Annotated in this window: 18 protein-coding genes and 1 pseudogene; 2 read left to right on the top strand and 17 right to left on the bottom strand. The window is 68.4% G+C overall.

Features of this window, described 5'->3' with window-relative positions; translation table 11 throughout:
* Nucleotides 1–123: 123 nt before the first annotated feature.
* Nucleotides 124–588 (top strand): hypothetical protein, encoded by a 465-nt coding sequence (locus SSP29_RS59030; RefSeq protein WP_150136490.1) that lies wholly within the window; start codon nucleotides 124–126, stop codon nucleotides 586–588.
* A gap of 472 nt (nucleotides 589–1,060) precedes the next feature.
* Here the strand turns inward: SSP29_RS59030 and SSP29_RS49730 are convergent, their stop codons facing one another.
* The 10 genes and pseudogenes from SSP29_RS49730 to SSP29_RS61080 all read right to left on the bottom strand — a co-directional run bounded on the left by SSP29_RS49730 (nucleotide 1,061) and on the right by SSP29_RS61080 (nucleotide 10,428).
* Nucleotides 1,061–1,375, bottom strand: coding sequence for a DUF6059 family protein (locus tag SSP29_RS49730; RefSeq protein ID WP_089107639.1), 315 nt, complete (start codon nucleotides 1,373–1,375; stop codon nucleotides 1,061–1,063).
* A gap of 100 nt (nucleotides 1,376–1,475) precedes the next feature.
* Nucleotides 1,476–1,616 (bottom strand): hypothetical protein, encoded by a 141-nt coding sequence (locus tag SSP29_RS59025; RefSeq protein ID WP_167450203.1) that lies wholly within the window; start codon nucleotides 1,614–1,616, stop codon nucleotides 1,476–1,478.
* Nucleotides 1,617–1,821: 205 nt separating this feature from the next.
* A pseudogene (locus SSP29_RS49725) lies at nucleotides 1,822–2,541 on the bottom strand (transposase); the annotation flags it as partial.
* A 7-nt stretch (nucleotides 2,542–2,548) separates the two neighbouring features.
* Nucleotides 2,549–3,370: an AfsR/SARP family transcriptional regulator gene (locus SSP29_RS49720; protein WP_089107638.1), complete on the bottom strand. Its 822-nt coding sequence runs from the start codon at nucleotides 3,368–3,370 to the stop codon at nucleotides 2,549–2,551.
* A gap of 182 nt (nucleotides 3,371–3,552) precedes the next feature.
* Nucleotides 3,553–4,389 carry an AfsR/SARP family transcriptional regulator gene (locus tag SSP29_RS49715; protein ID WP_089107685.1) on the bottom strand — a complete coding sequence of 279 codons (837 nt, stop codon included), beginning with the start codon at nucleotides 4,387–4,389 and terminating at the stop codon, nucleotides 3,553–3,555.
* Nucleotides 4,390–4,876: 487 nt separating this feature from the next.
* A complete protein-coding gene (locus tag SSP29_RS49710) occupies nucleotides 4,877–5,074 on the bottom strand; it encodes an acyl-CoA carboxylase epsilon subunit (protein WP_089107637.1) in 198 nt (65 codons plus the stop codon).
* Between the two features lie 899 nt (nucleotides 5,075–5,973).
* Entirely contained in the window at nucleotides 5,974–6,345 is a 372-nt protein-coding gene (locus SSP29_RS49700; RefSeq protein ID WP_089107635.1) for a DUF6009 family protein, read from the bottom strand.
* Nucleotides 6,342–7,847 (bottom strand): DNA primase family protein, encoded by a 1,506-nt coding sequence (locus tag SSP29_RS49695; RefSeq protein ID WP_089107634.1) that lies wholly within the window; start codon nucleotides 7,845–7,847, stop codon nucleotides 6,342–6,344. Before SSP29_RS49695 ends, SSP29_RS49700 begins: the two co-directional genes overlap by 4 nt.
* Entirely contained in the window at nucleotides 7,844–8,875 is a 1,032-nt protein-coding gene (locus tag SSP29_RS49690; RefSeq protein ID WP_245883588.1) for a bifunctional DNA primase/polymerase, read from the bottom strand. Before SSP29_RS49690 ends, SSP29_RS49695 begins: the two co-directional genes overlap by 4 nt.
* 1,424 nt (nucleotides 8,876–10,299) lie before the next feature.
* The gene (locus SSP29_RS61080) at nucleotides 10,300–10,428 is read right to left on the bottom strand and encodes a hypothetical protein (RefSeq protein ID WP_275539798.1); all 129 of its coding nucleotides are present in this window, start codon (nucleotides 10,426–10,428) and stop codon (nucleotides 10,300–10,302) included.
* Nucleotides 10,429–10,926: 498 nt separating this feature from the next.
* On the opposite strand from SSP29_RS61080, the gene SSP29_RS49680 reads away from it, so the two are divergent.
* The gene (locus SSP29_RS49680; protein WP_089107632.1) at nucleotides 10,927–11,115 is read left to right on the top strand and encodes an immunoglobulin domain-containing protein; all 189 of its coding nucleotides are present in this window, start codon (nucleotides 10,927–10,929) and stop codon (nucleotides 11,113–11,115) included.
* 125 nt (nucleotides 11,116–11,240) lie between these two features.
* Here SSP29_RS49680 and SSP29_RS49675 read toward each other — a convergent pair whose 3' ends face one another.
* From SSP29_RS49675 to SSP29_RS49650, 7 genes are all read right to left on the bottom strand, one after another.
* Nucleotides 11,241–12,392, bottom strand: coding sequence for a ParB/RepB/Spo0J family partition protein (locus SSP29_RS49675; protein WP_089107631.1), 1,152 nt, complete (start codon nucleotides 12,390–12,392; stop codon nucleotides 11,241–11,243).
* Nucleotides 12,389–13,651 (bottom strand): ParA family protein, encoded by a 1,263-nt coding sequence (locus SSP29_RS49670; protein WP_089107630.1) that lies wholly within the window; start codon nucleotides 13,649–13,651, stop codon nucleotides 12,389–12,391. Before SSP29_RS49670 ends, SSP29_RS49675 begins: the two co-directional genes overlap by 4 nt.
* Before the next feature lie 663 nt (nucleotides 13,652–14,314).
* The gene (locus tag SSP29_RS49665) at nucleotides 14,315–14,863 is read right to left on the bottom strand and encodes a sigma-70 family RNA polymerase sigma factor (protein ID WP_438363853.1); all 549 of its coding nucleotides are present in this window, start codon (nucleotides 14,861–14,863) and stop codon (nucleotides 14,315–14,317) included.
* A gap of 1,012 nt (nucleotides 14,864–15,875) precedes the next feature.
* Nucleotides 15,876–16,016 carry a hypothetical protein gene (locus SSP29_RS59020; protein WP_167450202.1) on the bottom strand — a complete coding sequence of 47 codons (141 nt, stop codon included), beginning with the start codon at nucleotides 16,014–16,016 and terminating at the stop codon, nucleotides 15,876–15,878.
* On the bottom strand, nucleotides 15,995–16,303 hold the full coding sequence (locus SSP29_RS49660) for a hypothetical protein (RefSeq protein WP_089107628.1): 309 nt from the start codon (nucleotides 16,301–16,303) through the stop codon (nucleotides 15,995–15,997). The genes SSP29_RS59020 and SSP29_RS49660 overlap by 22 nt, the downstream gene beginning before the upstream one ends.
* Nucleotides 16,304–16,338: 35 nt before the next feature.
* Nucleotides 16,339–16,557 carry a hypothetical protein gene (locus tag SSP29_RS49655; RefSeq protein WP_089107627.1) on the bottom strand — a complete coding sequence of 73 codons (219 nt, stop codon included), beginning with the start codon at nucleotides 16,555–16,557 and terminating at the stop codon, nucleotides 16,339–16,341.
* Nucleotides 16,558–16,662: 105 nt separating this feature from the next.
* On the bottom strand, nucleotides 16,663–17,316 hold the full coding sequence (locus SSP29_RS49650) for a hypothetical protein (RefSeq protein ID WP_089107626.1): 654 nt from the start codon (nucleotides 17,314–17,316) through the stop codon (nucleotides 16,663–16,665).
* Nucleotides 17,317–17,435: the final 119 nt, after the last annotated feature.

The raw sequence follows: 17,435 nt of genomic DNA, 5'->3' as shown, positions 1-17,435 counted from the left end.
GTGCCGTGACCGGAGGACCGTCGAGGGAAAAGTTCGGGCGGCGGGCGCCGGCGCGGAGGCCAGCAGGTCGGCCAGGGTCGTGCCCACGATGCGGGGCCCGCCTAGAGTGAGCACGGATTCGAGGTGGAATTACACGGCGGCGAAGGACGGTCCGCGCAACGCGTGCACCTCCCCGGCGACCGCGTCCCGGCTGACCCGGACCGGGCCCAGGCCGTCCGGGACGAACTCGTCGCGTTCTCAGGTGAGCGCGAAGGTGTTGCAGAAGCCGACGCGTCCGGCGGTACCGAACAGGTCGATCTGCTGCTGCCCCGAGGCCGCTGTATCGCGTCAAGCTGCCTGAGGGAGATCTTCACGATCCGCTCCGCTGTCGTGACCGGCGCGTTCGAGAGTTTTGAAGAGCTGACGGCAGATGGCACGCTTGAGGCACCGCTGGGCGTCACGGGAGGTCTTGCCCCCGACGGCTCTGCGGGCGACGTACGTCTTCGTGGCCGGGTCCAGTCGCCTCCGGATCAAACTGATGGTGTGCAGCACGCGGTTGAACTGCCGGTCGCCGCTGCGGCAGATCCGGTGCCGGTCGGCCGGCCCTAGGGGCTGTCTGACAATTCCCGTCGTCGCCCGGAGGGCGGCCTCGCGGCGTCAGGTGCGTGCTCTCGGCGTGCCGGGCGTAGGCCCTCGTACTGGACCTACTTGGGTCTGCGCCCGGTGCGGCGAGAGTGCGTGCATGGTGTCGCGAGGCAGACGGGAATTGTCAGACAGGCCCTGGCCACCGGGTCCGGGTCCGGCTCCGGGCCGTTCACCGTGTGCGCGCGGAACACGGGCAGTTCGGCGCCGCCGACGACTTCGACGGGCCGGGAGCGGGGCGGCCTTGCGCGTGATGTGCTCGCGCGTGCATTCCTGCGGTTCCTCGGCGCGTACGAGGGCGGGCTGGGCAGCCGGTTCCCGGCCTACCCTGCGTAACTACAGAAGATCGCTCCACTCGGGCTGCTGCCGTACCCCGCGGATGCGAATGTCCCGGTTCACATCGTCCATGGCGTGCTCCCGCCCGCGACAGGTGATGTGGTCACAGCAGTCTGTAGCCGTCCGGCGGCCATAATTCACGAGCCAGCAGCTGTTCCGTCTCGGACAGCGACATGTCCGCACAAAGGCGCTCGGGGTGGTACGGCGACGGGCCCGAGGCATCCGGAGGCAGCAGCCGCAGCCCTCCCTCGGCGTACCTGGCGAAGGGATCACGGGCGTGCGGATCCGGCGCTCGCTCGTGCAGCACGTAGTACTGGAGCACGATCGGGCCGGTGTGGATGGCCCCGAGACATATCAGGGACCGCCCGAGCCCGCGCAGGAAGCCCGCTGCCCACCCCGGCCGGACGAACCGTTTCATGTCGACCCCTTCGCACCTGTGCCCTATGCCATGCCAGTTGCACAGACTGTCAAGGTCCACTCGTGTCCCGGTCGAACGTCAGGAACACGGGTGCCGGGTGTCAGTCGATCCCGCGCACGACGTGGGATTCCCAGGCGTCGTCCTCATCGATACCGGCGAGCCGGAGCGGTGGCCAGTGGGGTGGTGACAGCTCTACCCCTTCCCGGGAATTCCAGCCGGCGTCCTCATCCATGTCGTCCACGTGGTCCTCCTGTTCGCCCGACCCCGGCAGGAGTGGCGCCGGACTGCGGCGTGAGTGATACGGGTCACAGACCACCTTGCACAAGGGTGCAAGAGGAAGGCTCGAAAGGTGCTAGGGACCAGGGTGGCCGCACTTCCGACCGGCGGGCGCCCGCCCCGGGGAGCTTCAGGAACTCACCGTTGTTCGACAGGGTGGCGGCGGTGACGTAGTTCAGGGTGTCGGTGGCCGTGATGGTCTCCGGTTCGGGCCAGGTCTCGGGTTTGGCGAAGCGGAACTCCGGCCCGTGCTCGGGCGGGCGCCCGCCCTTGGGGTCGTGGACGCGGGTCGGCTTCGGCAGCCGCATCACCCGGTCGCCACGGTTGCGGCCGACCAGCTCCGCCGGGAGATCGCGCAGTACCCAGGCAAGGCGGGTGACGTCATAGCCGGCGTCCATGACGATCGTGATGACGGGGTCCCCAGGCGCCCACTGGCCGGCCGCGACGAGCCGCTCCACCACGGCCCGGAGCTGGGCGGCGGTGACCGCGGTCGCATCGTCCTCGGACCCGAGCCGGACCACGTCCAGGATCCCGGTCCACGAGGTGGCACCGGGCTCCAGCACAGCGACAAAGGAGTAGGGCCAGCCCGGGATGAGCTGCGAAGCTGTCCTCGCCCGGCCGCAGACGTGGCAGAACAGCCGCTGGTCCGAGCAGGGAGCGTCCGAGCGCGGCCACGGCGACACGCCGACCGCGAGCACCAGGCGACCGCCCTCGAAACGCGGCAGCGGCAACCCGGCCAGCGCCGTCCGTAGACGGCCGACGTCCAACCCGCCGCGGTTGAGGGCACCGTACAACGCGCCGTGCCCACGGCGGTGTTCGGGCGCCAGCGTCAGATCCACCGGCGATTTCACCGGGCCGTCCGCACACAGCACCGCGTCCACCAGCACGATGCCGGTTTCAGGCGGCGTACCGGTCGAATGTCGAGCCGCGCCGAGAACCGGCGGCCACGTCGAGTTCCGGATCGACCGCGAGCATCGCCTGGTGCAGGCGCTGGAGCTGCGGCGAGGGCTCCACTCCGAGCTCGTTGATGAGCCGTCCCCGCAGCTTCCGGTAGAGGTCCAGAGCGGACGCCTGCCGGCCGGACCGGTACAGCGCCACCATCGCCTGCGCGTGCAGGCCTTCGTGCTGGGGATGGCGTGCGATCAACTCGGCGAGTTCGGCGATCAGTTCCGCGTGCCGGCCCAGTCGCAGGTCCGCGTCGATCCGGCGTTCGACGGTCACCAACCGGGACTGTTCCAGCCGCATCGCCTCGATCTCCAGGACCGGGCCGCGTCGTACGTCCAGCAGCGCCAGGCCCTGCCACAGGGCCAGAGCGCGCCTGAAACGGCCGGCGGCCCGCTCGTCCTTCCCCTCCTCGAATGCTTTCTGGCCGTCAGCGACCAATTGCTCAAACGCCTGTACGTCCACGGACTCCGGCGGCACCTGTAGGAGGTAGCCGCCGTGTCGGGTGACCAGAACATCTTTCGCCGCGCCTGATATCTCGGGCCCCATCGCGGTGCTCAGGCAGCGGCGCAGCTGCACGATGTACGTCTGCAACGTGGTCATCGCGCTCCTCGGCGGCTGATTCCCCCAGATCTCCTCCATCAGCGTCGCGACGGAAACGACACGGCGCGGGTGCAGCGCCAGCAGGGCGAGAACCTGTCGGGGCTTGCCGGCGGTCGGGACGATCGAGCGGCCGTTCACTTCCGCGTGCAACGGTCCCAGGACCTTGATCTCCACAGGTGCCTCCGTTCGTCGTCAGGTTCTCCTTGATCGGAAAGGCGTCGGCAAATTGGCACGCTAGCCGGGACCGCGCGGAAAACACCGGTGCCTTGAGCCGCATTTGAGCGGGCCTCAAACATTCGCAATACAAGCAAAATGTGCGCGCGGGTCTTCGGTGCAGGTCAGCCGCCTGTCGTCGCTCAGTTGCTCCGCACCAGACGGTCGGCGCGGCCGGCTGCGGGGCGGCCAAGTGGGGCATCGGCGCCCTCCATGAGGATCAGGCGCTGGATCCGCTGCAGTTCGGCGGACGGCTCCAGTCCGAGTTCTCGTACCAGCGTCGCGCGCAGGTCCTGGTACGCCTCCAGCGCCTCGCCGCGCCGCCCGGATCGGTAAAGGGCCAGCATGTACTGAGATCGTAGCTTTTCGTGGGTTGGGTGACGGTTTATCAACAGGGTGAGTTCGGCGAGAAGATCACGATGCCGGCCGAGCCGGAGTTCTGCCCCGATGCACTGGTCGAGAGCGCACAGCCGGATCTCTTCCAGACGCCGGATCTCCATCTGAAGTTGCTCGCCAGGCAGAACATCCGCGAAGGCAGGCCCGGTCCACAGCCCGAGAGCCTGCCTCAGCTTCCGTGCCGCATCCTGGAAATCCCCGGCGTCCATCGCCCGGTAACCCGCGGCCACGAGGTGCTCGAAGTCCCGCACATCACTGGCTCCCCCGTCGCTGTCGAGCAGATAGCCGCCGGGAAGCGTTGCCAGAACGGCCTTGGGTGCGCGCCGCGCACCAGTTGGTTCACGGCCCCGTTCCCGTGCGGACGCGATGAGTTCACGCAGCTGAAGCACATAAGTCTGCATAATTGTACGAGCGCTGCGCGGCGGCGTGCTGCCCCACAGTTCCTCGGTCAGAGAGGCGACGGACACCACCTGATCGGCGCGGAGCGCGAGCAGGGCGAGTACCTGTCTCGGCTTCGGCGCGGTCGGAGTAATGGAGACACCATTCTCGCGGACGTTCAGAGTGCCAAGTACATCGATGTTCACGGGTTCCCCCTGTCCCATGCCCAAGCGGTCTAGTGCTGTCAGCACACGCCGTTTGCGGCATCCTAAAAACAGCACAAGCAGCCTGTCAATACAAAACCGCACCAGCTGTTTTAATAAGCGGAATCCCCTGTTCAGCAACGACATGATGGTCATATTCATCCTTATATCCCTATCGCCGATAAATGCACGTGGCCGTCTCAGGGATTAGGATGAGGGTCACCCATGGGTGCCGACGATGAGAGTCAATTACAAACGACGCGGACTTATTTGACGCCAGAGGTACAAACCAGAGGAGTTCTTTGACGCGTTAGGCATGACCGATCCGGTCGGTCTCTGGTCGATTGTGGGCGCGGGTAACAGTCGGGCAGAGGACGCCGCAGTGCTCAGCCTGCGCAGAAGGGGAGTCCGGGTCGGGTGGACGGCATCGCCGGCGCGGTGATCCGGCGGGCAGTCTCGCTCGCCGGCCGCATCTTTCAAGCGCGGCAGGTCACAGCCATCCGGCCGGGGATCGGTAGTTCGTGCTGTGCTGCCACCAACAGGGGCGGACGGAAGGCAGTTCGCCGTGGGGATCCGCGCCGCGCTCGCACGCCGCGAGCAACACCAGGGTGAGGGCAGCCAGTTCTTCCTCGGTGGCGCGTCCCCGCTCGACGCGGATCAGGACGGGTGCAACGTTGCGACTGCTCATCGCTCCTCCATCAGCCTGCCGCAACGGTCCCTGACCGTACTCGATGCCGACTTGACAGCTGCTGGACCGGAGACCCGCTCGGCGGGGCGGGTTCACACAGATTCTGGGGAGCTGATTCTTTGCCGCTGCTCCTTTGTCGGACTGCGACGCCCGGCGCTACCGCCGGCCCGGGAAGCAAGAACAACCAGAATTCGGCGATTCGCTCAGGTGGGCGCCACTCGCTGTCCCATGCATCAGCCGTTCCGGACGGGCCGCGGCCAGGCCGTCGAGCAGCTCTGCCGCGATTCGCTCAACCCGGGACCACAGAGCCTGGATTCGGCGTGCCATGCCGTGAACGGGTCCCGGACCAGCCAGCGCAATCGGGAGTGACGCTCCCCGTGGGAGAACAGTGTGTTCTCGTTCGCCACCCACGCGGACAGCAGCCACTCCTCCGTGACCTCCCCGCGCATGAACGCGGGCCGGTGGCGGCGGGCGTCGCGGGAAACCCGCGGATCAGCCCGCAGGCTCTCGACATGGTGCTGCCGCACCGCGGGACCAGGCCATCACTCCCCTCTCCCCGGCCCGATCGACTGCCGCTGGATGTCCACCATGTGCTTCATCAGGTCTGCGTGCCCTGCTCCCGGATGGACAGCAGGTGAGCGAGGAGGAACGTGGCGTCCGACCTGGCCGTGGAAGGCTCCCGGTCCCAGGCTGGTGGATGACCGGTTGTGCCTGCAGCATCCTGTACGTGCTCTACGACGACATCAGCCGGCAACCGCTTCCGCCGCCGACAGCGTCCGTATTCCGCTCACCGACTACGCGGAGACCGCCGCATAGGTACGGCCCCTCCAAGGGACACATCCCGCTCTGCCGGGCGCGCGCTTCGGGCCCGCCCAGCAGCTGTCCGTCTCCCTCTCGCCCTACAGAGACGATACTGCCCCGCCCTCCGACAGTTCCGTCTTGCGCCCCTTGCTCCCGGGCATCAGCGTGCGCGGATCGACCGCCTCGGCCGGAGCGCCGGTGGCGTACAGCCCCTCCGGCTCGGTGTCCCGGTCGTGCGGCAACAGCCAGAACACCCGCCGCCGGAAGGTCCCCGACGAACGGGACGGCTTGGCCCCTCGCCCGAGCAGCGCGTAGCCGACCATGCGGCCGTCGCGGTGGTAGGCGGGCCTGCCCCGGCGGGTCGGCAGCCGGTCCAGACTCTGCCGCACGTAGTCCAGCCTGCTGATGTCCTCGAGCCAGACGAAGTCGATCTCGTGGTCGATCTCGTCCTCGGCGATGAGGGCGCTCATGCTGTCTCCTCGTCGGCGGCCAGTCCGATGCCCGGGTAGTACTTGCGCTGGTTGGACAGGATCATCCCCTTGGGAGACTCCAGTCCCACCGCCTCCCGGACCCGCGCCGCGAAGGATCGGGACGAGACGGCCGGGGCTCCCTCATTCTGACACCACGTCCGGTACGCCGCATAGAGACCGGCTTGCTCCGCCCTCAGGTCCGGCTGCAGCTGACAGGACTCACCAAGGAAACGCCCAATGTGGTCCTCGGTCTCCGCGTACGCCGTGGTGGCGATGCGCACCCGCTCCGGCCCCAGCAGGTCCCGCTCGCCGCTCAGGTAGCGTCGGGCGCCCGTGATGAGCCAGTTGAGGATGCCAGGCCCCTCCTCGGTGACAAGGATGTCGGCCAGGTTGTCCACTTTCCGGCGATCGGGCACGACCCGCTCGAACGGGATCAGCCGCATCCGCCGCCAGAACGCGAACCCGCCCGTACCGACCTCAGGCCGGTGGTTGCCCAGCAGCCATAGCTTGTGCGTGGGCTGAAAGCTGAAGAAGTCCTGCCGCATCCGCCGCGCCTTGATGCGGTCTCCGCCGGTCAGCAGCTTCACGCGGGCCTCGTCGAAACGGTCCCCCGGCTTCACCTCGCTGCACACGATGACCCGGCGGCCGTGCAGTTCCGCCAGATCGGTGGGGTGCCCCTCGTAGGGGCGGGCCATGAGAAACCCCGGCGGCGCGGCGTCCGCGTAGTCGCCGACGAGCTTCATCACCACGTCCAGCAGTACGGACTTGCCGTTCTTGCCGGAGCCGAACAGGAACGGCATCACCTGGGCGCCGACGTCGCCGGTGATGGAGTAGCCGAGCAGCAGATGCAGGAAGTCGATCATCTCCGCGCCCTCGGGCCCCTCCCCGAAGGTGTCGGTGAGGAACCGGTCCCAGCGGGGCGTCGGCATGGGCTCGGGAGCGGCGGTGGTGGAGCGGGAGTGGAAGTCCTTGTCCGGGTCGGGGGTTCGGATCAGCCCGGTGCGCAGGTCGGCGATCCCGCCGGGGGTGCACAGCGCGTACGGATCGGCATCCAGCAGCGCCGCGTTGAGCACCATACCGGGCGCCGACCGGGCCTGGGTGAGCATCGCGTTCATCCCGCTGGTGCTCAGCGCGCGGCGCTGGTGCTGCTGGAGCGCGGCCGTGCTGAACACACCGCGCGGGTCGGTGGTTGCGAGGGACTCCGCCAGGTCACCGGCGGCCCACAGCACGGTGTCATCCTCGTCGGGCTGCCAGCGGGTGCTGTCCCAGCGGAACCAGCCCAGTCCCGGCACGTGCCGGTAGTCGTTGGCGTAGAGCCGGACGAACAGTTTGGCGTTGCCGCGGTCACTGAGGGTGTCCGGCAACAGCCCGCCGGCGGTGGCTTCGCCGCCCAGCCCGGGGGTGCTCCGTTCCTGCGGGCGGGGCTGGGGCACGGGCTGGGCCAGGATCTGGGCGGCGACCGAGCGGGCGTCGAAGACGGCTTTGTCGGGGGCGGGCGTCACCGGCCGCCCCCCGGACTCAGCGGGCGCATGCGCCCTGCGCTGATCCCGCTCCTGATGACGGCGGCGTAGCGGCGTTCCTGCCCGGGGCGGGCGTACTCCGCCACCTCGCCCAGGACCTGCTCGGCCTCAGCCAGCAGCCCGGCAGCGACGAGCCCGCCGGCGGTGTAGGCGGCCCGGTTGAGTTTGTCGGTGAAGCCCGCCCCTTCGGGTACGGCGGCACAGGCGGCCACTTCGGCCAGCAGCCCGCTCAGGAGACGGCCGACGGCTCCGTGCCCTCCTCCGGCGGCCAGGACGGCCTGCCGGGCCCGGGGCGGCACCGGCCGGGGCGCCGGCACGTGCGTGGGTGGCAGATGCCCGGTGCGCTCCAGCTCCCACGCAAGCCAGTCCGGCAGCGGGGCAGGTTCTCTCACCTCGCCCACGCCCTCGTAGCGCCCCGCCTCGGTCACGGTGCCCGGCGCGACGATGTACCCGCCGTGCGCCCGTACGTCCACCTGCCAGGCCAGCGCGCGTCGGCCGCCGGAGCCGGAGGAGCACTGCCAGGGGTGCCCCTGCGGGGCCCTGTACCAGACGTGCAGCCCGCGGGAGGGCGTGCGCACCCGCAAGGTGGTCGTGTCCTCGGCGGGCGAGACGGCGCCGCGCAACGCGGCGAGCACCCCGATCGTGTGGAACCCGTTGGCGAGCCCCGTCAGGTCCACGGTATCGGCGATGTCGATGCCGGGCAGCAGCCGGTCACGGCCGGGCATTTGCCCCGGATGGGCGTCGATGTCGATGACGACCAGCCCTGCTGGGCCGCAGGCGATCCCGACGCCGAAGTCGGGCCGCTCACCCCACCACTTCTCGATCCGGGCGAAGTCCAGCGTGGCAGCCCGGAATCCGTGGCACCAGCGCCCGGCGGCGGGACAGGGGCACCCCCGGTGGGTGTGCCCGGGCTCGCGGCAGGCCGTGCAGTTGCCCGGGGGCGTCTTGCGTCCCGGGGCCAGCGGATGGACCGGCCACCCCCGCCCGGCGCACCATCGTGCGACGGCCAAGGACCGCAGGACAACGTCTTGCCGGGGCGGAGCGGAACGTCGTAAATCGCAGCCTAAATCTCGCAGCTCACCGGTCATGCGTCCCCCCGTCAGCGACCGAAGCTACTCAACAAGGGAAACAGACTAGCGAAGCAGCGATAAAGGAAAGGTCATGTGAGACAGGAGACGATTCCGTCCCCGCAACCGGACCAGGAACCCGAGGAGAGACGCAGTGACCGAGCAGCCCGTCGGTCGCTTCCTCAGCCGCTGGACAAAACCCGCAGGTCACCATCGTGCACCAGCCTGAACAGCGACCGAAGCGACCCAAGTCGTCAATGTATGACGCGCTCACTCACATGCGTGCATGCGGGTGAGCGCGTCATATACCCGGGCCTTGGGTCGCTTCGGTCGCTGGGCCACCGGGAACTCCCCCGCCAGCCAGCCACTTTCCTTCAGCGACCGAGCAGCGACGCTGCCTCTTCCGGGTCGCTGCCCGTCCGTCGCTGCCGTCTTGAGTGACTCTTGAGTACTCCTCGACCGCACACCCCTGCAGCAGCGACCGAAGCGACACATGACGTCGTAGAGCCGCGCCCCAGTTCGCGCCCCAGTTCAGGAGGCGGCCGTCGCCATGGGACGTGATGGCCGCCTCCTGGCCCGCCATCTGAAGGGCAGTCCGGGCCTCGATGCTGCCGGTCTGCTGGACCACCTGGAACAGCAGAACTCTGAAGCCTCGGGTGAGACGGGCCCCTCGGGCACGTCTTGTCCGCGGACGACAAACTCCACAAGCAGACCGAGACGGAGCAGTCCGCCAGGCAGCCTGAGGCCTCGGGCCCTGGCTCGTCGACCGTGCGGGCGACGAAGTTCAGGTAGCCCTTCGTCGGATCGGTCAGGTTCAGGTCGACTGGCTCGTAGGTCAACGTGGCGCTCCCGTCGTGGTGGACCTGGTGGCGAGTCAGGACGCGCGGTACCCAACTTCCCGATTCTCGATCCGCTCCGAGCTGCAGATGGCGCGAAGGCGCAGATCACTCCCCCGCTGGCCGGTTGCCCGGTCTGCCTGAGATGGTCGGCGACGGCGCGAGGGCGGGCGTCGCTCTCGCGCTTGAAGGCGGCGAACCGGTCGAGGTGCTCCGGGGTTCGCATCCATGTCTCCGGGTCGGTCGTCCGGCCTTCCAGGAGCTCGGGCATCGCGGCCTGCTGGTGGGCCTGGACGGCGGCGGCCCGCTGTACCGGGGTGTAGGGCGGCATCCCGGTCCGGGTGGTCGACGGCGTGCGGCGCGGCCGCCGCCTGGTCGTGGTTGCGGTCGTCGCCGCGAGCGGTGGCCGATGCGGTCGTGGCGGGCCCGCTCGTCGGGCAGCCGCCCGTGCTTGGCGACGTACGTGTCGGTGATGCCTTCCAGGGCCGCGGTGATCTGCTCGCGGCGGGTGGCCGACCAGTCGATGAGGTCCTACTCCACCCCGGCTGTCTCCATGACGGGACGCAGGCCCGGCGTCACCTTCCGGGGCACGGTCGCCGGCCCCGGCTCCTCGCAGACCTCCGTCGTCATCGTGAGGGTGTACAGGGTCCCTGCCGCCACGACGTTTCGGTAGAGGCGCCGGGTGTCGAGCGCCCCCGGGCGGGAGCCCGGCCTTCTCCAGAGCGTCTTCCAACGGCTGGCGGGCCGGACGGCGACCGACCCCGAAGGCCACCCACCGCACGTAGTAACGCCAGGCGTTCCGCCTGTGCACCTTCGCAACACTGAGCATGCCCACAGGGGACACCGGCTCTGACCTGCGGAAAAGACCCGATCCCGTAGTGCGGGAGAGTTCAGCGAACCTTCACGGCCGATCCCGCACGACGGGCGCCGGCCGCTGCCTCAAGCCCGCCCTACGGGCTCCGCTTTCGTCCTCACGGCACTTACAGAGGGCCAGGCAAATGCTGCGCCACAGCCACCCATCCACACCTCACCCACCACGCACCCCGACAACAGCCGACTCCAGCGTCAACCCGCGCGCCCTCACGTAACTCCCCGTCCAACACAGCCGAAGACGAACAGCCCCGCACCACATCACCGACTCCCTTCACACCAGACGACGTGCCGACCTACGAGACCACGACCCGCTTCACCGCCGACCTGGACCGCCTCACCCCCGAACAGCGACGCCGTTTCCGCCAAACCGTCAGCGTCTTCGTGGACGACCTCCACACCGGCACCGGATTCCGGGCCTCGCTTCGCATCAAGCGCGTCCGCTGCGCGCCATGCGGCGTCTACGAACTGACGTAGTCGGGAGGCGGTCGGGTCACCTGGCAGTACGGCCCGGAGACACACCCCGGAGTCCCGCACGTCATCTGGCGCCGTATCGGAACCCATGACGTCCTTGTCGGGCTCTCCGCACGCCAACAGGGCTCTCAGCCAGAAGGGGCGAGCTGGCCGTCCCTGTGCTTGATGAGTAGGTCCAACATCGTGTTGAACTCGTCGGGCGGCATCTTATGAATCAGGTACACCGCGGCCGACGCGCCGTCACCGTAGGGAAACCGCTTCAGCTGCTGTTCTGCGACCTGGTCCCCCTCGGCTGGTCCGTCGTTGCGGGATCGCGGTTCGGGAACAGATTGCTGTGTCCCGTCTTCCTGATGTGGTTCGTCCTTGTCCGGCGCCGCCGAATCAAGATCATCGCCAGCTGATGGTCGGGCGCCGTCCTCACCGTTGTCGTGGGCGGCCGGGGCGGTGGAGGGCGATGCGTTGGTCGCGTCGTCCTCTATTACCCGGTAATGGCTGCCGGGCTTCTCAGAGTCCTGGCTAGCAGGCGTGGCGATCTTCGCTGGCTTCTTCTGGCGGCGTTGCTGCTTCTCCGCTTCCTGACGAGCCTGTTCGTCCTTGAGTTCCTTGAGGGCTGTTTCCTGCTCGGCAGCTGGCTTGTTGCCCACCGCGCGCAGCAGCTTGATGGGTTCTTGGCCGATCTGGGCCTGGAGTTCGGGTGTGAGGTTGAGCAGAGCCAGGCGTTGCGATACCCAGCCTTGGGAACGGTGCAGCCTTTTGGCCAGTTCGGTCTGGCTGCCGTAGATCTTCAGGAGGCGGTCGAGGGCACGGGCTTCGTCGAGTTCTTCGAGGTCTTGGCGGTGGATGTTGGCAACGAGAGCGGACTCAAGGAGTTCCTCAGAGGTGTTGCCTTGGTCGTCGCTGACCATGATCTTGATGCTGGCGAGCTGTGCTTCGCGGGCGGCGGCGAGCCGGCTGCTGCCGTCGATGACGACGTGCGTCGTGTCGGCTTCGAGATCGGCTTCGCGTTCGGGGTTTGCGGTGAGGTAGGCGTCGCGGTTCATCACCGTGATCGCCACCTTCTGGCCGTGGGTCTTGAGGCTTCCGGCGAGGTCCGTGAGGTCGCCGAGGCTGGAGCGGGGGTTGTCGGGGTTGAGACTGATGCGGTGCGGCGGGAGTTCGGTGGGCGGGGCGATGCCGTCGGTGGGGACTCCTGTGGCGGCGGCTACGGCTTGCCGGCGTGCGCTGACGCCCCGCACTCCCCCGCCGAAGCGGCCTGCGCCCAACTGGTCGGCCTTGCTCATGCGATCTCCCTGGCCAGTGCGCGCATCCCGATCGCCTGCTGTGATTTGGGGGCGTATGACAGCAGGGGCTGCTTCATCCGGACTGCTTCCTTCTGTTCCTTGAGGTCGCCGATGAGGCCGACGACGCGTGGATCCTTTATGTCGACCCACCCCTGCAGTGAGGAGGTGGCGATGAAGCCGCGACGGGAGTCGTAGAGATTGACGACGATGCCGAGGTAGTCGATGTCGACCTGCAGGTCATTGCGCAGGTCGTCGACCTGTGTGGTGAGCAGCTCGTAGGCGTCGGCGGAGCTGTCTTCGGCCTGCACGACGATCAGGGCGCCGGACTGGCCGGGCTTTTCTCCGTCTCGGCGGCGGCCGTAGTAGGCAGCTGCGTCCATGCTGAGGCCGAGGCTCGGCGGGCAGTCGACAAGGATCACGTCGTAGTCGGCTTCGAGCGGGGCGAGCGCGCGCTCAAGGGCGGCTTCCCGGGCTCGTACGGCGGACAGGCGGACGTCAAGGAGGAAGGCGTCGTTGCAGGCGGGCAGCAGGTGCAGCCGGCCGCCGAAGGTGTCGTCGTCGACGGGGACGATGAGGTCACGGAGGTCACCCTTGGGGGCACCCGCCATGTGGTTGGTGAGGCTGTCGCCGTCCATCGGCAGTGGGGCGCCACCGAGTTGGTTGGTGAGGTGACACTGCGGGTCGAAGTCGACCAGTAGGACGCGCAGGCCGAGTCCGGGCAGGTTCTCGATGTCGAGCGGATCGTTTGCCGGCTCGTTGCCGGACTGGTCCTCGCTCGCGCGGAGCGCCTTCGCCAGTGCCTTCGCGACGCGGACGGAGTGCAGGGCGTTGGGGTCTTCGGCGAGTGCTTCACCAAGTCCGGCGGTGATGGCGGTCTTGCCGACACCGCCTTTCTGGTTGCAGACGACGATGCGGCGGGTGACTTCGGGGCGTTCGACGTCGGGGGCGGGGTTGGAGTCGAGCCACAGCTGGACGGCCTGGGCGAGGCCCTGGATGAGGGAGACACGGCGGTCTGCGACGACTTGACGGAACTCTTCCCACTGCCCGGGAGGCAGGAAGGTGGAGAACGAGTCGGCTCCGGCGGTGTCGATGGTTGCTGTGGTGGAGGCCAGGCCGCACCAGTCGGTGATGCCCTGTTCCACGGCGGCCTGGATCTCGATGCCGTGCTGGGCGGCTCTGATCTTGAGGTTCTGCCGGAGCCATCCCGGCAGCTTGGAGACGACCTTCTCGCGGTCGCTGGAGGTGGCTGGCGAACTCATGGGGGACACCTTACTAACGTCCTTGATCGATTGCGCGATCGACGCGTTAGTTTGTAGAACATGGTGGAGTGTTAGCGGGGCCACGCAGGCTATTACCGGGTAATAGCCGCAGCGGCTGGCGCCGGGAGGCCCGCAGGCTATTACCGGGTAATGGGCGCCTCTGGAACCTGGCTCAGAGGCAGACGCCTCACACCGTAGATCGGAGCCGCCGTCCCTTCGTGCGGCAGCTTGGCGGTGTGGCCTTCACCCCCTACAACGCAGTGCCGTCCCACGGCAACGTCAACCTCACCTTTGCCGCAGCGTCCGCCTCGTCGCTGAGCTCGAAGGCGCCATCAGCTCCGGTGAGTTCCAGACCGTGTGTCGCGGGTCCGTCTCGCTCGCCTACACGGGACTGCGGCTATGGCCTCTGAGAACGGCCAGGACTTCCAGGGGGGACAGCTCCTTCAGGTCGGCAGAACGGCCCTGCGCGCCTCCACGTTCAGCACGGCCCCCACTACTGGCCGTCCAAGGTGACGCCGCGGCCCGGAGAATGGAGGGAGCGGTCACCGTTGACTGGCGGTCGCCACCAGGCCACCGCCAATTGCGCCGAACCACTGGGTCGTCGCTGAACGCGCGCCGCTTGGCGGCGCTGGACGGCCGCCTCGGGCAGGCATGTCAGCGAGTTCAGGAACTTGGGGGCCCAATGATCGAAGCCAGGAGAGGGTCAGCAGCAAGGCGCTGACGTGCTTGGTGCAAGTGAACCCGGACTGTGCTGGGGCTGATGCCCAGTTGCTGCGCTACGTGGGACGTGGGGGTTCCGAGCGCCCACAGCCATACGGCCTGCCGCATCCGGCGGGGTAGCCGATCGAGCGCTTCCGCCAGGCCACTGTTGCGAAGGGCTTCGACAGCAGCGTCTTCGGAGCTTTGCTCGAGTTCGTCGCTTTCCAAGAACTCGCCCGTCGTCACCTCCAGTCTGAAGCGCGCTGAGGCAAAGTGGTCAGCCACGAGGTTCCGGGCGATGGTGACCAGCCAGGCCCCGAGATCCCGGCCTGTCCAAGTGAACGTATGCAGGCGTTGGAAGGCTCGGGTGAACACCTCGCTGGTCAGATCCTCGGCGGTGGCCTTCCCGCCGACTCGGTAGTAGATGTACCGGTAGACCGTGTCGGCGTAGGCGGAGTAGAGCCATGCGAAGGCTGTGCTGTCGCCTGCCTGAGCACGCTCAACGCACTGCATGGTGTTCTCGATCCCGTACCCGGCCTCCCCGCCCCGCGGGCGGGGAGCCGACGATGCCGGCGTAGGCATCAGCCCTCAGCTGCCAGAATGCCCGGCCTGCGCAAGGCAATCCACAAGGCAACACCGGACTGGACGAGGGCAGCGGCGCTAGCTGCAACTTCAGGGGTGGCCACAGCGATACACGCCGCAACCGCCAGCAGGATGATGATCACAAGGATGACGACTCGGACGCGACGTGGAAGTGGTACACCGCACGACGGCTGCCGGCAGCTGCCTCCTGGCGGATACAGAGGTTGTCGCATGGCATGAACTCCCTTGCCTGAGATGACCTTTCACCGCGCTCCGGCCAAGGACTACGGCGGAAGGCTCCGCGAAGCTGATACCTCGCAGTGTGGAACCAGTCACACGTTGCTTCCAAGGCCGGAGGAGCGTGGATAAGTTCACACGTTCTGGACTAAACGCCCTTGAGGTCTGGATCGTTGAACAGTTCGCGGGCGCTTAGTGGTGACACTGGCGTTCAGGCGGCTGCGGACTCTTCCGCGTCTGAGAAAGGCCCGCCGTCTCGCTCCGGCCAAGCGACTGAGACGGCGGGCCCTCCCACCGAGGTCGTCGACGCGCGGTTGGGGTTCAGGGTGCCGGTGGCAGCCGGCGGAGCGGCAGGGCGCCGCACAGCCGTGATCGGAACGGCACCGGGTTCAGTGAGTGGTGCCCGGACCGTGGCCGGCTTCCGGATCTACGACAGCCGCACGCTATTACCCGGTAATAGGCGATCACCGTAGCCTCGCCTCGGAGGCAGACACTGCACGCGTGCCGCCCCAGTCTGAGCAGAAACGCAGGCGATCCTGATCAAGGTGCCCAAGTTGCTGGCACGTCTCCGTGGTCGGGGCTGGAAAGGCCGGCCGCAGTCCCTGGTGCGGCCGGATGCCGCACCACGGTGATCGGGACCGTTTCCCTTCGTGGTGCGGGTGAGCGCCGGGGCGGCCTGACGTGAAGTCGACGGCCGCCCCGGCGTTCACTGGGTGGTGGAGGTGTTCGTGTCGGCCGCGGACGACTGGGCGGTGCTTGCCTCCAGTTCGGCGTGGCGCTGCTGGACGTACTCGGTGGCCTGGCCGTCGGCCAGGAGGGTCTTGATCAGGTCGGCCTGGTAGTCCATGCCGGCGCTGACGCCCTTGTGAAAGCGGCAGGAGTCCTGGGCTTCGGTGCGATCTCTCCGACGTGGGCGTTGTTGAGGCTGTCGGCGTTGAGGCCGTCGATCGCGCGGAGCGCCTCGCGGCGGTAGTCGCGCCTGGGGGCGGGGAACTTGGGCCATTCGCGACGGGCGGCGGCGACGTCGGCGAGCGTGTTCAGCAGTCGGACGCGGCCGAACGTGGAGCGGTCGGCCTCCCAGTCGGCGGTGTGGAGTTCGACTTCCTTGTCGTCCTCGCTCCAGGCCGCGCGCACCTCGTAGTAGGCGTACGGCTCGTACTCGGGCTGGGTCAGTGGGCGGGCCGCAGGTTGCCGTGGCCGTCGATGCCGACGGCCTCGATCGGCTCGATGCCGAGTTCGGCGAGGCGGGCGTTGATCAGGTCGGCGTGGCGCTGTGCGCGCTGCAGTTTCTGGGCCACGGTGTCGATCTGCTGTTCCTGGTGGGCGGCTTCGGCGGCGGCGAGCCAGTTCGGCACGGTGGGCTGGTCCGTGGCGGGGGAGGCGGTCATGGGCTTCTCGGATCCTTCCGGATGGGGTGGTGCTGCAGGGCGGCCGGAGTCGGTGTCGACGGCCGCCCCGCAGGCGTGAGGGGTGTCCCGGCCGGGCCGAGCGGGTCAGGGGGCGGTGAGGGCGGCGCGCTGGTTCTGTTCGGTGGCCGCGCGGTCCGAGGACGTGGGGGAGTGGTCGACGGGCCGCTGGTGCCGGCAGACGGGTGAGGGGCAGATGTGTATGCGCTGCCCGGTCTCGTGGTCGTAGTCGAGTCCGCGGCTGTTGCGTCCACAGGCCGGGCAGTGGACGGGGTTGCCGATGTCCTGCCGGTCGCCGTCCCGGGCTTCCATGGTGACGGGGAGCGCGCCGGGTGTGTCCTGCGGCACGCTGCGAAGCCGCCAGTCCTCACGGGTGGGGCAGGCGACGAACCGGCCCCAGCTGCGGGTGATGCTGTCAGCGAGAACGTGGCCGTCGAACGCGCGCAGGCGCAGGCCGCAGGTGTCCAGGTAGTAGGCGCTGGTGACGGCCAGGACCTCGCGGGCGGGCGGGTGGCCGATGATGAGCAGGTCGCCGTCCTCCCCGAGCTCGGTCACGAGCAGGCCCCGCAAGGTGAAGGTGACGTCGTCGACGGTGGGGACGAACACCGCCTGATCCATGTCGTAGTCGGCCTCGGGGATCGTGGCCGACCCCCAGATCCCGATGCCGTCCAGGGCTGTGTCCAGCCGGTAGTGGGCGCCGTCGATGACCGGCTCGGTGCCCAGGGCCGGGGAAGCGGGCACTGAGTTCGTCCCAGATCTCTCCCGCGCTGTTCGTGGTGGAGGCTCCTTCTCTGAACTAGGCCGAGCCTGAGTCCGCCCACCAGAACTCGGCGGGCTGCGGACGGCGCCCGGGCAGGCGG

The organism is Streptomyces hyaluromycini (genome assembly GCF_002217755.1).
GTDB lineage: Bacteria > Actinomycetota > Actinomycetes > Streptomycetales > Streptomycetaceae > Streptomyces > Streptomyces hyaluromycini.
Note: the sequence above shows the minus strand (reverse complement) of the source record. Positions and strands in the feature narration are given on the sequence as shown.

Coding starts and splice junctions, on each gene's coding strand:
- SSP29_RS49730 (WP_089107639.1), bottom strand. CDS start 1,375: ATGAAACGGTTCGTCCGGCCGGGGTGGGCAGCGGGCTTCCTGCGCGGG.
- SSP29_RS59020 (WP_167450202.1), bottom strand. CDS start 16,016: ATGGACTACCAGGCCGACCTGATCAAGACCCTCCTGGCCGACGGCCAG.
- SSP29_RS49700 (WP_089107635.1), bottom strand. CDS start 6,345: ATGAGCGCCCTCATCGCCGAGGACGAGATCGACCACGAGATCGACTTC.
- SSP29_RS49655 (WP_089107627.1), bottom strand. CDS start 16,557: ATGACCGCCTCCCCCGCCACGGACCAGCCCACCGTGCCGAACTGGCTC.
- SSP29_RS49665 (WP_438363853.1), bottom strand. CDS start 14,863: ATGCAGTGCGTTGAGCGTGCTCAGGCAGGCGACAGCACAGCCTTCGCA.
- SSP29_RS49670 (WP_089107630.1), bottom strand. CDS start 13,651: ATGAGTTCGCCAGCCACCTCCAGCGACCGCGAGAAGGTCGTCTCCAAG.
- SSP29_RS49710 (WP_089107637.1), bottom strand. CDS start 5,074: ATGAGCAGTCGCAACGTTGCACCCGTCCTGATCCGCGTCGAGCGGGGA.
- SSP29_RS49675 (WP_089107631.1), bottom strand. CDS start 12,392: ATGAGCAAGGCCGACCAGTTGGGCGCAGGCCGCTTCGGCGGGGGAGTG.